At 39.3% G+C, this 15,196-nt stretch carries 15 protein-coding genes; 9 read left to right on the forward strand and 6 right to left on the reverse strand.

Features of this window, described 5'->3' with window-relative positions; genetic code table 11:
* Positions 1-35 precede the first annotated feature (35 nt).
* Positions 36-1,049: an EF-P beta-lysylation protein EpmB gene (gene epmB, locus PCNPT3_RS02130; protein ID WP_051043823.1), complete on the reverse strand. Its 1,014-nt coding sequence runs from the start codon at positions 1,047-1,049 to the stop codon at positions 36-38.
* Between the two features lie 32 nt (positions 1,050-1,081).
* Between epmB and efp the strand changes: the two genes are divergently transcribed.
* Positions 1,082-1,651, forward strand: a complete 570-nt coding sequence (gene efp, locus PCNPT3_RS02135) for an elongation factor P (protein ID WP_015464225.1) — start codon at positions 1,082-1,084, stop codon at positions 1,649-1,651.
* Between the two features lie 69 nt (positions 1,652-1,720).
* Here the strand turns inward: efp and frdD are convergent, their stop codons facing one another.
* Genes frdD through frdA form a run of 4 tightly spaced genes read right to left on the reverse strand, consistent with a single transcriptional unit; the run spans position 1,721 to position 5,059 of the window.
* A complete protein-coding gene (gene frdD / locus PCNPT3_RS02140) occupies positions 1,721-2,098 on the reverse strand; it encodes a fumarate reductase subunit FrdD (protein ID WP_015464226.1) in 378 nt (125 codons plus the stop codon).
* A gap of 9 nt (positions 2,099-2,107) precedes the next feature.
* Positions 2,108-2,497, reverse strand: coding sequence for a fumarate reductase subunit C (locus PCNPT3_RS02145; RefSeq protein ID WP_015464227.1), 390 nt, complete (start codon positions 2,495-2,497; stop codon positions 2,108-2,110).
* 43 nt (positions 2,498-2,540) lie between these two features.
* Positions 2,541-3,278, reverse strand: a complete 738-nt coding sequence (locus PCNPT3_RS02150) for a succinate dehydrogenase/fumarate reductase iron-sulfur subunit (RefSeq protein WP_015464228.1) — start codon at positions 3,276-3,278, stop codon at positions 2,541-2,543.
* Complete coding sequence (gene frdA, locus PCNPT3_RS02155) at positions 3,275-5,059, reverse strand: fumarate reductase (quinol) flavoprotein subunit (RefSeq protein ID WP_015464229.1); 1,785 nt, start codon at positions 5,057-5,059, stop codon at positions 3,275-3,277. Before frdA ends, PCNPT3_RS02150 begins: the two co-directional genes overlap by 4 nt.
* Positions 5,060-5,499: 440 nt before the next feature.
* Here frdA and epmA point away from each other — a divergent pair, with 440 nt between their 5' ends.
* On the forward strand, positions 5,500-6,480 hold the full coding sequence (epmA, locus tag PCNPT3_RS02160) for an elongation factor P--(R)-beta-lysine ligase (protein WP_041771241.1): 981 nt from the start codon (positions 5,500-5,502) through the stop codon (positions 6,478-6,480).
* 110 nt (positions 6,481-6,590) lie between these two features.
* Positions 6,591-6,851, forward strand: coding sequence for a DUF4404 family protein (locus PCNPT3_RS02165; protein ID WP_041771356.1), 261 nt, complete (start codon positions 6,591-6,593; stop codon positions 6,849-6,851).
* Positions 6,852-6,931: 80 nt separating this feature from the next.
* Here the strand turns inward: PCNPT3_RS02165 and rpsT are convergent, their stop codons facing one another.
* Positions 6,932-7,192: a 30S ribosomal protein S20 gene (gene rpsT / locus PCNPT3_RS02170; RefSeq protein ID WP_015464232.1), complete on the reverse strand. Its 261-nt coding sequence runs from the start codon at positions 7,190-7,192 to the stop codon at positions 6,932-6,934.
* A 413-nt stretch (positions 7,193-7,605) separates the two neighbouring features.
* On the opposite strand from rpsT, the gene murJ reads away from it, so the two are divergent.
* From murJ to ispH, 6 genes are all read left to right on the forward strand, one after another.
* A complete protein-coding gene (gene murJ, locus PCNPT3_RS02175; protein WP_015464233.1) occupies positions 7,606-9,168 on the forward strand; it encodes a murein biosynthesis integral membrane protein MurJ in 1,563 nt (520 codons plus the stop codon).
* Between the two features lie 133 nt (positions 9,169-9,301).
* The gene (gene ribF, locus PCNPT3_RS02180; RefSeq protein ID WP_015464234.1) at positions 9,302-10,231 is read left to right on the forward strand and encodes a bifunctional riboflavin kinase/FAD synthetase; all 930 of its coding nucleotides are present in this window, start codon (positions 9,302-9,304) and stop codon (positions 10,229-10,231) included.
* A 29-nt stretch (positions 10,232-10,260) separates the two neighbouring features.
* The gene (ileS, locus tag PCNPT3_RS02185) at positions 10,261-13,095 is read left to right on the forward strand and encodes an isoleucine--tRNA ligase (RefSeq protein ID WP_015464235.1); all 2,835 of its coding nucleotides are present in this window, start codon (positions 10,261-10,263) and stop codon (positions 13,093-13,095) included.
* A gap of 134 nt (positions 13,096-13,229) precedes the next feature.
* Positions 13,230-13,751: a signal peptidase II gene (gene lspA / locus PCNPT3_RS02190; RefSeq protein ID WP_015464236.1), complete on the forward strand. Its 522-nt coding sequence runs from the start codon at positions 13,230-13,232 to the stop codon at positions 13,749-13,751.
* Entirely contained in the window at positions 13,738-14,172 is a 435-nt protein-coding gene (gene fkpB, locus PCNPT3_RS02195) for an FKBP-type peptidyl-prolyl cis-trans isomerase (RefSeq protein ID WP_015464237.1), read from the forward strand. The genes lspA and fkpB overlap by 14 nt, the downstream gene beginning before the upstream one ends.
* A 9-nt stretch (positions 14,173-14,181) precedes the next feature.
* Positions 14,182-15,126, forward strand: a complete 945-nt coding sequence (ispH, locus tag PCNPT3_RS02200; protein WP_015464238.1) for a 4-hydroxy-3-methylbut-2-enyl diphosphate reductase — start codon at positions 14,182-14,184, stop codon at positions 15,124-15,126.
* Positions 15,127-15,196 lie beyond the last annotated feature (70 nt).

Consider the following 15,196-nt stretch of genomic DNA (forward strand, 5'->3'; position numbering starts at 1 on the left):
ATTTCCTTTGGAGAGCCTGGCTATATTTGTTTTTATTATAGCGGAGTTATTAATGTTTTACTTTTTTCTCCCGCGATTTCGCGGCTTAGTCGAGGCACTAAATAACCCGGTAGGGCAGCGCTTATCTCTAAAAGCAGTGCTTTGGCTTTTTGCTCTTCTAAGTCAAAATGTTGTGCGCCTTGTACTTTATCAAGTAGAAATAAGTAATAAGGGAGGATGTGTGCGTCAAACAGGGCCTCGCTAAGCGCGACGAGTGCCTCTGCGTTATCATTGACGCCTCGTAACAAGACACTTTGATTAAGAAGTTGAATGCCCGCATGGTGGAGTTTTAGCATCGCTATTTTAAAGGCCTTATCAATTTCATGCGCATGGTTAATATGTACGACGAAAACAACTTGTAAGCGCGTGGCTTTTAATATTTCACAAAGCCTATCGGTGACGCGTTGCGGGATAACAACAGGTAAACGCGTGTGGATACGTAAGCGTTTTAATTGTTTTAACTGTTGTAGTTCATTGATCACATAATCTAAAAAATCATCTTTGCTCATCAATGGGTCGCCCCCACTTAAGATCACCTCATTGACATCTGGGTGCGCTTTTAGATAAAGGATCACCTCTGCCAATTGTTTTTTATTTAAGTTATTGTCTTGATAGGGGAAGTGCCTACGGAAACAATAACGGCAGTTAACAGCGCATCCTGACTTTAAAACCAATAAAATGCGACTTTTATACTTATGTAAGACACCTTGGATGCTATTATCGTGCTCTAGTAATGGATCGATGCTATAGCCTTCGACTTGTTTATCTTCATCCGTGATTGGCAACACTTGTCTTAAAAGCGGATCGTTAATGTCACCTTTTTTCATTTTTTTGATAAAAGGTAAAGGCACTAACATTGGAAAGTTTTTACGAGCAGGCTCGCTTAAAGCAAACATTTCGGGATTTAAGTCTAATAATTCCAATAGTTGCTGTGGATTTTTAATCGCATTGGCGAGTTCTTTTTGCCAAGAGGGCGCTGTATCGGTATTATTCACGTTAATTATTTTCATCATTTTTAAAATTAATTTATAAAGAGGTTATTATGGCTACATATAGTACCAGTGAATTCAAAGGTGGGCTAAAATTCATGCTCGATAAAGAGCCTTGCGCCATCATTGATAATGAATTGGTGAAACCGGGTAAAGGGCAAGCCTTTAACCGTGTTAAATTTCGTAAATTATTGTCTGGTAAAGTGGTTGAAAAAACATTTAAATCAGGTGAGACGGTCGAAGCTGCTGATGTTATGGATATTGAACTTGTGTATTTGTATAATGATGGCGAGTTTTATCATTTTATGGATAACAATACATTTGAGCAAGTGGCTGCGGATGCAAAAGCCGTCGGTGATATGGAAAAGTGGTTAGTAGAACAAAATATATGCACAATCACACTGTGGAATGATAATCCTATTGCAGTGACCCCTGCGAATTTTGTTGAAATTGAAGTGACAGACACCGATCCTGGCCTTAAAGGTGACACCGCAGGAACGGGCGGTAAGCCAGCAACACTTGCAACGGGCGCAACTATTCGCGTGCCTTTGTTTATTCAAATCGGTGAAGTGGTACGCGTGGATACGCGTAGTGCAGAATATGTAGGGCGTGTTAAAAAATAACCTCGCTATTACCGATAAAAAAAACCAGCATTATGCTGGTTTTTTTATGCGTTATATTGATATCTTTTATTAAAACATTTGTATTAATAATGCAAATACAAAGACACTCACTGAAAAAGCAAAGCCATAACAAAGCACTTGTTGCAGGTCACGTCCACGTTTAACGCCTAAATCATGTAAACCATGAAAAATGCGGTGTAATGTATGCCAAAGCGGTAGGGCAACAAGCACCAAAATAATGATCGCACCATACCAAGTACCCGCAAAACTATGCAGGTTATTATAACTAAAATGACTTCTATCAATGTAACCCATCGGGATAAGTAAGCCGGTGATAAGTATCATGACGGGCGTAAGAAAAGCACAAAGCATGCCTCCTGCGCCAAATAAGCCCCAAAAAATAGGCTCATGTGAGCGTACATATACTTTTTCTGTTAATTTTGTCATCACATTCTCCTATAAAGTTATGAGCAATAAGCACAAAACGCTAATCACGACAAAAGCCGCATAATGCGTTGCTACAATCACGTTATCTTCAAGGCGTCTGCCTTTTATCCATAAAGCCATCGCTTTTGGCGCCAAAGCAAACCAAGTGATGCTGTGGTATAACGCAAAAATAAGAACGATTAGGTGTAATGCGATAAACAAAGGATTTTGTAACGTGTCTAACCAGCTATTAAAAGCGGCTTCACTGCGACTTAAGCAGAGTAATCCCCAAGTTAGTACAAGGCTATAGAAGGTAATAAAAACACTGCTACCTTCACGGAGCATATACATTGTATAAAACCGCGATTTTAACCACCAATTGGTTTCTATTTGATACGTATAAGGCTTACGTTTACTCATCTGTTTCTCCTGCATTGATAACAATGAAATGGAATTTAGGCATTTAATCGGGGTTAAATAAACCGATTAGATAATCTTTACTACTTTCAACTTTAAGTAGTTGGATAGCCGCTGCTGGATCCACCCCTTTAGGGCAGACGACAGAGCAGTAACCGACAAACGTACAGCCCCAAACACCTTCTTCTTGGTTCACTATTTTCATTCTTTGCGCGCTACCAGCATCACGGTCGTCGCGTTCATAACGGGCCAGCAGAGCAAGAGCCGCCGGACCAATGAAGTGCTTGTCTAGTCCATATTGTGGACATGCAGCATAACAAAGACCACAATTAATACACATTGAAAATTGCTTGTATTTTTCCATTTGCAACGGCGTTTGTTTGTATTCTCCGCCCGCAGTACAAACATTATCCCCAGGGATAAGGTAAGGTTTTACCGATTCGAGTTTTTCCATGAAATCGTCCATTACGACAACAAGATCACGCTCGATAGGGAAGTTAGTTAACGGCGCTAAACTAATGGTTTTAGGATAATAATCACGTAAAAAAACTTTGCACCCTAATTTTGGTACATTATTGACCATCAGGCCACAACTCCCACAGATGGCCATTTTACATGACCAACGAAAACTGACAGTCGCATCTATATTATCTTTGATATATTGCAATGCATCTAAGATAGACATGTTTTCATCATAAGGAAGTTCAAAACTCTGCGTGTATGGCTTGTCATCCGTTTCCGGGTGATAGCGTAAAATATCGATAAGCATCATGTCTTTGCTCATTTTATACCCTCTAACGTTGCTTTTTTATCACCAGCTGCACCATAAACTCTTTGTGCTGGCTGACTACGAGTGATAGTGACATCACAATATTTTATTTGTGGCGCGCTATCTTCTTTAAAATACGCGAGACTATGTTTTAAGTATTTTTTATCATCGCGTGCTTCAAAGCCGTCGATACGTTGATGTGAACCACGTGATTCTTCTCGGTTGATAGCACTATATGCCATGGATAATGCGATATCGAGGAGATGTCCAAGCTCAATGGCATATAAAAATTCAGTATTAAATACACTCGACTTATCTTCAATTTTTATATTCTTATAGCGCGCTTTAAGTGCATGTAATGTATCAATGGTTTTTTGCATAGAAACTGCGGTGCGGTAAATGCCAACGCCTTCTTCCATTGTATCGCCCATTTCATCACGAATATCTGACATTTTTTCAGTGCCATTACTGTGTAAAAATGCTTCTGTTCGTTGCACTATTGCTTGTGCTTTTGTTTCTAATATTTGTCTATCAGAGTGCGTCTGCTGTGATGCATAAAGGCCCGCTTCTTGGCCTGCAAGTTTGCCGAAGACGACAATTTCTGACAGTGAGTTTGAGCCTAAACGGTTAGCTCCATGTAAGCCGACAGATGCACATTCACCAACGGCATATAGGCCTTGGATAGATGTTTCTGTTTTGTTATTGGTTTCAATGCCTCCCATAGTATAATGTACGGTTGGGCGTACAGGGATAGGCTCATGGACTGGATCAACACCGACATAGGCTTTTGCGAGTTCTCGAATAAAAGGTAAGCGCTCATTAATGAGAGCTTCGCCAAGGTGGCGTAAATCAAGGTGTATGTAATCACCGCGTTTACCTTTAAATACATTGCCTTTTTGTTGCTCTTGCCAGAAACTTTGACTGATCTTATCGCGCGGGCCAAGTTCCATATATTTATTTTTAGTGGTGCCAAGAGGCACTTCAGGACCCATTCCATAGTCTTGTAAGTAACGATAGCCGTCTTTGTTGGTTAATATTCCACCCTCGCCACGGCAACCTTCAGTCATTAAGATGCCACTGCCAGGTAGTCCTGTTGGGTGATATTGTACAAATTCCATATCGCGTAGCGCAACGCCATGACGATAAGCGAGAGCCATGCCATCACCGGTTACAATACCGCCGTTGGTATTATAACGATATACTCGCCCAGCACCTCCGGTCGCCATGATCACAGATTTTGCTTGTATTAATTTAACTTCACCGGCTGCAATATCTAACAGTAAAACGCCTTGGATTTTGTTGTCTTCAATAATCAAATCTAAGCAAAAATGCTCATCGAAGCGGGTGATATTTGGGTATTGTAATGAGGTTTGAAAAAGAGTGTGTAACAGATGGAAGCCACTTTTATCGGCTGCAAACCAGGTGCGCTCTATTTTCATACCGCCAAAGGCACGTACATTGACAGAGCCATCTTCTTTACGGCTCCAAGGACATCCCCAATGCTCTAATTGGATCAATTCTTCGCGTGCATTTTCAACGAAGTATTGTACGACATCTTGTTCACAGAGCCAGTCTCCACCCGAAACGGTATCATCAAAGTGATGATCCAACGTGTCGTGATCTTGAGTGACAGCGGCTGCCCCGCCTTCTGCCGCAACGGTATGGCTGCGCATAGGGTAAACTTTAGAGATCAACGCAATATTGAGCTCTGGTTGTTGTTTTGCGATTTCAAGTGCAGCACGTAGCCCTGCACCTCCTGCCCCTATGATCGCGACATCGGTAGTAATTATTTGCACATGCATCTCCATCAAAAAAATATGAACTTTTCATACGTAATTGTAACAATCATAGTTTAAAAAGATGTGAGAGCGGTAGTGTTTTTAAAGGAGTTAACGAAGGATCCGCGTGAACTTTGTTTTAAATCAAAGATGCTTAACTCAATGTAAAAATAAAGTGATTTTATCGATTTAAGGGGAACTCAATAGACCTGTTATATACCCCCGCTATCGAAGAAGCCTTGTACAGCCTTGCTTGTAGTGCTATTTAAGGCTCTGCGCGATCTGAGATTTATATTTATAGTGGTCATGTTTCATACAATCTGCCTGTGGGATATTACGCTTTAAATTTTATCGATGGGAAGCGAAGCCCAATTTGGCTTGCTGACTTAGCATCTTTAAGTATCATGTCTATACAACAGTTTGTTAAGCTTAATAGTTATCAATTAAAAGGGAATAATATGAATTGGTTACCGGATGCAAATATACTTTTATTGAAAAAACGTGCGCGTATCATACAAGGTATTCGTCAGTTTTTTATCGATCGTGATTTGTTAGAGGTGGAAACGCCAAGTTTAAGTCAATCGGGCGTTACGGATCAGCATCTCGCTTGTTTTAAAACCTATTTTATTGGGCCTGAAATTAGCATTGAAAAAGCAGAGCCGTTAGGTACGCCTTTATATTTACAGACATCTCCTGAATTTCATATGAAACGCTTACTGTCCGCCGGAAGTGGCTCTATTTTCCAAATTTCTAAAGCATTTCGTAATGAAGAATCTGGGCGTTATCATAATCCTGAATTTACATTGTTAGAATGGTATCGCATTGATTTTGACCACTTCCAATTAATGCAAGAAATGGATCAATTATTACAACAAGTGCTGTCTTGTGAGCCCGCTAAAAAAATGACCTATCAGCACGCTTTTATGCAGATACTGCAAGTCGATCCCTTAAGCGCGAGTTTAGAGCAATTAAAAGAGGCGGGGCAGTCTTTGCATCTTGGTGAGGTGTTAGACAATGAAAAGGATTTTGATACCGTGCTGCAATTACTTTTTTGTTTTGCAATTGAGCCGGTTATTGCACAAGAGAAACCTTGTTTTATTTATGATTTTCCCGCATCACAAGCGGCCCTTGCACGTATTAGTCCTGTAGATAAGCGCGTTGCTGAGCGTTTTGAGGTCTATTACAAAGGTATTGAACTCGCTAATGGCTTTCATGAGCTAAATGACAGTGCAGAGCAGTTACGGCGCTTTGAGCATGATAATTGTTTACGTAGAGCGAATGCATTACCCGAAATGCCCATCGACTTTCGTTTTGTGGCCTCATTAAATAAATTGCCCAATTGCGCAGGCGTTGCATTGGGAATTGATCGTTTGATAATGCTTGCGACAGCGCAAAAACATATCGATAAAGTATTGAGCTTTAGCATAAAAGGTGCATAAAGGGATGTTTTTAGAGTGTTAGCTCACTGTTTTTAGTTTGTTATCTCTTTTATTAAATAATTTGATATATGCTTAATATGAGAGTGGAAATGATGATTTGTGAGGTGTTTATGTCAATACAAAAAATACAATCAGAGTTTGATAAACTATCTAATATTTTAAATAATAATATTATTGCGGATGAGTGTACTGCCGGTACGCTAAAAGAGGTACATGATCAATTACAAGAGGCTATTTTGTCGGGTGATCCTGCGCAGTATTTACGCAATAAAAAGATAACACAACAATTACTCTTGTTTGAAGAAACAAGTCCTGTCGTTGGGAAAGTGATCAAAGATATTATGAACACACTTGCGGGGATGGGAATTTAGTGTTTTTTTTATAAAACAGATGTATAAATTTTAGATACAAAAAAACCGACATAAAGTCGGTTTTTTTATTCAGCTTAAAATTAAAGTGCTTTAATTTTTGCTGATAAACGGCTTTTCTTACGAGCAACCATATTTTTATTTATTAAGCCTTTAGTCGCAAATTTATCTAACATTGCTTGTAGCTTAACAAATTCAGTTGTAGCAACTTCTTTATTACCAGCTTCAATTGCAACAACAACTTTCTTAATAAATGTACGCATCATTGTGCGACGGCTTGCATTATGTTTACGGCGTCTTTCAGATTGAATCGCACGTTTTTTAGCAGACTTGATATTAGCCAAGATCCTAACTCCTAAATTCTGTATAACAAGGTATAATCAAAGATCGGGGAATATGCCTTGTAACACGTGTATTGTCAAATGGTTTTTATAATTAACCGCTGAAAAAAACTGTGAATGATCCTGACAGATGGTTAAACTGCGCGCATTTTATACTTTACACTAGAGAGAAGCAAATTAAGCGCGCTTTAATTTGTATGTATTTGTAATTTTCTTTGTGATCGAGCGCTAATTGGGCATTTATACTCATAAATACATAAAGAGGTGACCTTATTTATTTGTTTTTTAGATAGAAAAACAATATCTTGTTTGTTATTTTTATTTTTTTTATAAAAATATTCAATATCCGTTATATTTATGGGCATTAAAACCCAAGTCGATCAATAAATGAGCTAAATGAAGTTTAGGGAACGTTTGTGAGTAAAAAATTATTAAGATCCGGTTTGATTGTCAGTTCCATGACTTTTATTTCGCGTATATTAGGATTAGTTCGTGATGTTGTTATTGCACATTTAATGGGGGCAGGAGCTGCTGCTGATGTCTTTTTCTTTGCCAATAAAATCCCTAATTTTTTACGTCGTTTATTTGCAGAAGGTGCATTTTCTCAAGCCTTTGTACCGGTACTGACTGAATATGAGAAGACGCAACCTAAAAGTGAAGTCAAAAAATTAGTGGCTGCGGTCTCGGGCACCTTAGGTTGTATTGTCACTCTCCTCACGATAGCGGGCGTATTAGGCTCCTCGGTGATCACTGCATTATTTGGATTCGGGTGGTTTCTAGACTGGTATAATGGCGGGCCTGATGCTTACAAATTTGAACTTGCATCAAATATGCTTAAAATTACTTTTCCTTATTTATGGTTTATTACGTTCACCGCGCTCTCTGGGGCTATTTTAAATACGATGGGTAAATTTGCCGTCGCAGCCTTTACGCCTGTTTTTCTAAATGTCGCCATCATTGCGTGTGCATTACTTCTTTCTCCTCATTTAGCGCAACCTGAATTTGGTTTGGCTATCGGCGTTTTATTAGGAGGCATTATTCAGTTTTGTTTTCAAATCCCGTTTATGCGTAAAGAGGGTATGTTGGTAAGACCCCGTTGGGATTGGCATCATCCGGGGGTGGTAAAAATTAGAACCTTGATGATCCCTGCCTTGTTTGGTGTATCCGTCAGTCAAATTAATTTGTTATTAGATACTTTTATTGCCAGTTTTTTACAAACAGGCTCAATTAGTTGGCTTTATTATTCAGATAGATTATTAGAATTTCCACTTGGCTTGTTTGGGATAGCCATTGCGACCGTTATTTTACCGAGTTTATCTGCGTCACATTTGCAAAAATCTGGCGATGAGTTTAAAAAAACCATCGATTGGGGCATTCGCATGGTGTTCTTGTTAGGGGTTCCTGCTATGTTGGGACTGATTATTTTGGCTGAGCCAATGTTACGTGTTTTATTTATGCGTGGTGAATTTTCACTGGGTGATATTAGCCACTCAGCGATGAGTTTATGGGCATATGGCTCAGGTTTACTTAGTTTTATGTTAGTAAAGGTATTAGCGCCTGCGTATTATGCCCGTCAAGATACTAAGACCCCGGTTAAATTTGGCATTATCGCCATGGTTAGTAATATGATCCTTAATATTATTTTTGTGTTTCCTTTTGGGTATGTGGGCCTCGCCATCGCGACCGCGCTTTCTGCCTCTTTAAATGCCGGATTATTATGGTTTGGTTTATATCAACGCGGGGTTTATAAAAAACAAGCCGATACGGTATTTGTGTTGCTAAGAGTCGTGATTGCAGCCTTACTGATGGGGGGGACTATTTTTTACTTTAATCCGTTATTGCTAGAATGGAGCCAATACTCTCAATTTGAAGCGACTTATAAACTTGCCTTGTTTATTATATCCGGAGGCGCTGTTTATCTTTTTTGCGCGTTGTTATTAGGTTTACGTGTGCGTCATTTTAAAATATCTACGACGTAAATTTAATGAATAAGTCGTCAACATTATGAAACGCACACAAAGGACTTGTCTTTTTGATGCGTTTTGCACCTTGATTGGGGCTAGGTATGCTATATAATCATTTTCTTTTCTTTAAAAAATTTAAGTCAAAATAATGGAATTAGTGCGTGGTATTCATAATCTTAAAACAAGACACCAAGGCTGCGTCTTAAGCATTGGTAATTTTGATGGCATTCATTTAGGTCATCAAATTGTTTTATCTCGCCTATTGCAGGAAGCTAAGCGCTTACGCGTTCCTTCCATGTTAATGACATTCGAGCCACAACCAGCAGAATTATTTTTAGGTGCAAAAGCCCCTGCTCGCTTGAGCCGATTGCGCGATAAATTTGTGCAATTGCAAAAATTAAAATTAGATCGATTATTGTGTATTTCGTTTACGCGAGAATTTGCTAATATGGAGGCTCACACCTTTATCAATGAATTATTGATAAAGAAATTAAATGTAAAGTTTTTAGTCGTGGGTGATGATTTCCATTTTGGGTATCAGCGCAAAGGTAACTTTGAGTTACTTAAAGAGGCGGGTAAAAAACAGGGTTTTGTGGTACTTGATACACAAAGCTTAATGCATCAAGATCTGCGAATAAGTAGTACCGCTATTCGACAATTTTTAGCGTCTGGTGAATTACAACAAGCTCAAAAAATGTTGGGACGAAAATACAATATAGCGGGACGAGTAAGTCATGGTAAAAAATTAGGACGAACGATTGGTGTCCCTACTGCTAATATCTTTTTAAAACGTCGTGTCGCACCTGTTTCAGGTGTTTTTGTGGTCAGTGTTCAAGGTATCGCTGGACGCATTTATCGTGGTGTGGCAAACATAGGCACAAGACCTACCGTCAATGGAACTGAGCAACAGTTAGAAGTACATATTCTAAATTTTGAGGGTGATCTTTATGGCTCTCAGCTACAAGTGATTTTAGAAAAGAAATTACGAGATGAAGTTAAGTTTTGCTCATTTGACGCTTTAAAAGAACAAATAAAAAAAGATATTACGCAAGCCCAACAGTGGCATCAAAACAATTAACAATTCAATCGTAACATGGAATAAAACCGATGAGTGATTATAAAAGTACATTAAACCTCCCAAAAACAGGTTTCCCGATGCGTGCAAATCTTGCTAATCGCGAACCTAATATGTTAAAAAATTGGTATAGCAATGATCTTTACGGAAAGATCCGTGCTGCTAAAAAAGGTAAAAAAACATTTATTTTGCATGATGGACCTCCTTATGCAAATGGTGATATTCATATTGGTCATTCGGTTAATAAAATATTAAAAGACATTATTATAAAGTCTAAAACATTATCTGATTTTGATGCACCTTATATTCCAGGTTGGGATTGTCATGGTTTACCGATTGAATTAAAAGTAGAACAAAAACACGGTAAGCCGGGTAAAAAATTAACTGCCGCACAATTTCGTATTAAATGTCGTGAATATGCAGCCCGTCAAGTTGACGGCCAACGTAAAGATTTTAAACGTTTAGGCGTATTAGGTGATTGGGATAATCCATACCTAACGATGGACTTTAAAACAGAAGCTAATATTGTGCGCTCTCTTGCGAAAGTCATTAGTAAAGGACACCTACTTAAAGGCTCAAAACCTGTTCATTGGTGTACTGACTGTGGCTCGGCGCTTGCCGAAGCTGAAGTTGAATATGAAGATAAAATGTCACCAGCTGTCGATGTCGCTTTTTGCGCTGTTGAGCCAGAAAAAGTACTCGCTTGTTTTAATGCACAAAGTGATGATCTTGGTAGTGGCGATATCTGCATGGTTATTTGGACGACAACACCGTGGACATTACCTGCTAACCGCGCGATCGCTTTAGCTGCAAAAGTAGAATATTCATTAATACAAGCCGGTCCCCGTCGTTTAATTTTAGCGACTGAGTTAGCTGAAAGTTGTCTACAACGTTATAAAATTGAAGGTGCTAAAACATTAGCAATTTGTAGTGGCCTCGATTTAGAAAAACAATTGTTTTCACATCCATTTTTAGACTTACAAGTACCGGCTATTGTTGCTGATCATGTCACCATAGAAGCGGGTACAGGCTGTGTACATACTGCGCCTGGACATGGACAAGACGATTATTCAGTGGGTCTAAAATATGACTTAGAAGTCGCAAACCCGGTTGCTGATAACGGCGTTTTCCGTCCTGACACTGAATACTTTGCCGGTATGCATGTGTTTAAAGCCAATGATCGTGTGGTTGAAGTGTTAACTGAAAAAGACGCTTTACTTTGCTACCAAAAAATTAAGCATAGCTACCCACATTGCTGGCGCCATAAGACCCCTATTATTTTCCGTGCTACGCCACAATGGTTTATTTCGATGGATCAAAAAGGTTTACGTGATAGCGCATTACAAGAAATTAAGAATGTAAAATGGATCCCGACATGGGGTGAGCAGCGCATTGAAAAAATGATCGGAAATAGACCTGATTGGTGTATTTCACGACAACGTACTTGGGGCGTGCCTATCGCTTTATTTGTACACAAAGAAACCGATGAACTGCATCCTAATAGTGTCGAAATGATGGAGCTTATTGCGCTTAAAATCGAAAAAGAAGGGATCCAAGCATGGTGGGATCTTGACGTTGAATCATTATTAGGTTTTGAAGCACAAGAATATCGTAAAGTAACCGATACGCTTGATGTTTGGTTTGACTCGGGTACAACACACACGGCTGTTGTGGGCATGCGTCCTGAATATATAAAAGAAGATGGATCGGTAGCTGATATTGATCTTTATCTTGAAGGCTCAGATCAACATCGTGGCTGGTTCCAATCATCATTAATGACCAGTATGGCGATTAAAAATAAAGCGCCGTATAAAGAAGTATTAACACACGGTTTTGTGGTAGATGGCGACGGTAAAAAAATGTCTAAATCCATAGGCAATGTGATGTCTCCGCAAGTCGTGATGAATAATTTAGGTGCTGATGTACTGCGTTTATGGGTTGCTTCAACAGATTATACGGGTGAGATCACCGTTTCTGATGAGATATTAAACCGTAGCGCTGACAGTTACCGCCGTATACGTAATACAGCGCGTTTCTTGTTATCTAACTTAAATGGTTTTGATCCTAAAACGGATATGGTTGCAAGCTCTGACATGATAGCGCTTGATCGCTGGATTGTGGCGCAAGCGGATAGCTTACAAAAAGAGTTAATTGCTGATTATGATGCTTATAATTTACATGCTGTGCATAAGAAACTAACGCATTTTTGTTCTATTGAACTAGGTAGTTTCTACTTAGATATCATTAAAGATCGTCAATACACAGCAAAATCTGAAGGTATTGCGCGTCGTAGTTGCCAAACTGCAATGTATCACCTTATTGAAGCAATGGTTCGTTGGATAGCGCCTATTTTAAGCTTCACTGCTGATGAAATCTGGGGTCGTATGCCAGGTGAACGTGATGAATTTGTATTCACTGGCGTTTGGTATGAGGGTTTGTTTGCACTTAATGATAATGAAGCTCTTAGCAATCAAACTTGGGAACAAGTGATCGCTGTGCGCGCTGAAGTCAATAAAGCATTAGAGCTTGCGCGTAAAGATGGCATTATTGGAGGAGGACTTGAAGCAGAAGTTACTCTCTATGTTGACGATAGCATCGCGACATTATTAAATACTTTTGCCGATGAATTGCGCTTTATATTGATCACATCAAAAGCAACTGTTAAAGCATTGTCTGATGCGCCTGAAAATGCACTTAAAACGGACATGAATGGCTTAGTAGTTAGCATTGAAAAAAGTATCTATGAAAAATGTGAGCGTTGTTGGCACCATACTGAAACAGTAGGGACGAATGCGTCACATGCTTCATTATGTATCCGTTGTATTAGCAATATTGAAGGTGAAGGTGAATCTAGACAATTTGCTTAATACGCTGAAATTTGCGCTTTAAAAGAAAAACGTCTTAATATTTAAGGCGTTTTTTTATATCAGCGATAAGATCCTTATTGTAATAGACTAACCGACGCTAGATAAGTATTTTTTTAAGTAAGAAGAGAGATAAAATGACACAAAATGTTGAAAAATCGGGAATTCGCTGGTTATGGCTAACCATGCTTATCTTGTTGTTAGATCAAGCGTCTAAATATTGGGTGGTCGAAGGATTTGAGTTGCATCAAAGTATCGAAGTATACTCCTTTTTTAATTTTACTTATGCACGAAACTATGGCGCCGCCTTTAGCTTTTTAGGCGATGCAGGTGGTTGGCAACGTTATTTGTTTACTGCAATTGCTGTGCTTGTTTCTGCTTTTCTAGTGCATTCTTTGTATAAAAACAGGGTAACCAAGAGCCGTGAAAATATCGCGTTTGCATTGATACTCGCAGGTGCCTTAGGTAACCTAGTAGACCGTTTAATGTTTGGTTATGTTGTCGACTTTTTAGATTTTGATTTAGGTTTTTATCGTTGGCCGACCTTTAACGTGGCCGATATCTCTATTTTTATAGGTGCCGCTTTGTTAATCTTAGATGGCATCTTCAATGCGTCAGCCGCAAGTATTAAAGAGGAAAAAGAAAATGAGCATCATTAAAGAAGACAGCGCCGTATTAATGCATTTTTCCATGCGCTTAGCAGATGGATCTGCCGTTGACAGTAGTAAAGTTGACAATAAGCCACATAAATTTATTTTAGGTGATAATAGTTTGAGTGTTAACTTTGAAGCTGCATTATTGGGCCTTAAAGAAGGGCAGTCAAAAACATTTACATTAGCGCCTGAGGATGTTTTTGGAAACATAAATCCCGATAATATACATCATTTAGAGCTGAGCAAATTCAGTAAAGAGACCCCTGCTGAAGTGGGTACTATTGTGGCTTTTACGCAACCCGATGGTAGCGAGTTACCGGGTGTTATTCGTGAGATAGTGGCCGATAGTGTGACAGTGGATTTTAACCACCCACTTGCAGGACAAACGTTAACTTTTGATGTTGATGTTGTAGAAGTATTAAATTAGGAAGTTCATATGCAAATAATACTGGCTAATCCGCGTGGTTTTTGTGCCGGCGTACATCGCGCAATCGCGATTGTAGAGCGCGCGTTAGATATTTTTCCTGCGCCTATTTATGTGCGTCACGAAGTCGTACATAACCAATATGTTGTTGATGGTTTAAAAGCGCGTGGTGCGATTTTTGTCGAGGATCTTGATGAAGTGCCCGATGATAATATTGTTATTTTTAGTGCGCATGGGGTATCACAAGCAGTACGCGCCGAAGCCAAACGTCGCGCTTTAAAAGTATTTGATGCCACCTGCCCATTGGTTACCAAAGTGCATATGGAAGTTACGCGCGCCAGTCGCCGTGGTCAAGAATGTATTTTAATTGGCCATCAAGGTCATCCCGAAGTAGAAGGGACGATGGGTCAGTATGATAATAGTGCTGGCGGGATATATTTAGTAGAGAACGTGAGTGATGTTGCACAGCTGAGCATCAAAGATCCGACTAATCTTTGTTATAGCTCGCAAACAACGCTGTCGATTGATGACACCGCCGATATTATTGATGCTTTACGTAAACATTTCCCAGAAATAGAGGGGCCACGTAAAAATGATATTTGCTACGCAACACAAAACCGTCAAGATTCAGTGAAAGACTTAGCAAAACTTACCGATCTTGTCCTTGTCGTCGGCTCCCCTAATTCATCTAACTCTAATCGTCTGCGTGAAAAAGCGAATTATGCAGGCGTGAATGCCTATTTAATTAATAGCGCAGCCGATATTGAGGCGGTTTGGTTTGATAATGTCGATAAAGTGGGCGTAACGGCAGGCGCATCTGCCCCTGAAGTGTTAGTGCAAGCTGTGCTTGCAAAGTTAAAAGCGCTTGGTGGAGAATCAATAACAGAGAACCCTGGGGTACAAGAAAACATTGTTTTTGATGTCCCTGCGGAACTGCGTATTAAACAGGTCGACTAAACGACTTGGCATTAGTATAAAAAAACTCCCCAAAAACATAAATATAAATAATTATATTTATGTTTTTTTT

It is taken from the genome of Psychromonas sp. CNPT3 (assembly GCF_000153405.2).
In the GTDB taxonomy this organism is placed as follows: Bacteria; Pseudomonadota; Gammaproteobacteria; order Enterobacterales; family Psychromonadaceae; genus Psychromonas.

Excerpts from the sequence above, each read along its gene's own strand:
- epmB (WP_051043823.1), bottom strand. The coding sequence starts at position 1,049 with ATGAAAATAATTAACGTGAATAATACCGATACAGCGCCCTCTTGGCAA.
- efp (WP_015464225.1), top strand. The coding sequence starts at position 1,082 with ATGGCTACATATAGTACCAGTGAATTCAAAGGTGGGCTAAAATTCATG.
- frdD (WP_015464226.1), bottom strand. The coding sequence starts at position 2,098 with ATGACAAAATTAACAGAAAAAGTATATGTACGCTCACATGAGCCTATT.
- PCNPT3_RS02145 (WP_015464227.1), bottom strand. The coding sequence starts at position 2,497 with ATGAGTAAACGTAAGCCTTATACGTATCAAATAGAAACCAATTGGTGG.
- PCNPT3_RS02150 (WP_015464228.1), bottom strand. The coding sequence starts at position 3,278 with ATGAGCAAAGACATGATGCTTATCGATATTTTACGCTATCACCCGGAA.
- epmA (WP_041771241.1), top strand. The coding sequence starts at position 5,500 with ATGAATTGGTTACCGGATGCAAATATACTTTTATTGAAAAAACGTGCG.
- PCNPT3_RS02165 (WP_041771356.1), top strand. The coding sequence starts at position 6,591 with ATGTCAATACAAAAAATACAATCAGAGTTTGATAAACTATCTAATATT.
- ribF (WP_015464234.1), top strand. The coding sequence starts at position 9,302 with ATGGAATTAGTGCGTGGTATTCATAATCTTAAAACAAGACACCAAGGC.
- ileS (WP_015464235.1), top strand. The coding sequence starts at position 10,261 with ATGAGTGATTATAAAAGTACATTAAACCTCCCAAAAACAGGTTTCCCG.
- lspA (WP_015464236.1), top strand. The coding sequence starts at position 13,230 with ATGACACAAAATGTTGAAAAATCGGGAATTCGCTGGTTATGGCTAACC.
- fkpB (WP_015464237.1), top strand. The coding sequence starts at position 13,738 with ATGAGCATCATTAAAGAAGACAGCGCCGTATTAATGCATTTTTCCATG.
- ispH (WP_015464238.1), top strand. The coding sequence starts at position 14,182 with ATGCAAATAATACTGGCTAATCCGCGTGGTTTTTGTGCCGGCGTACAT.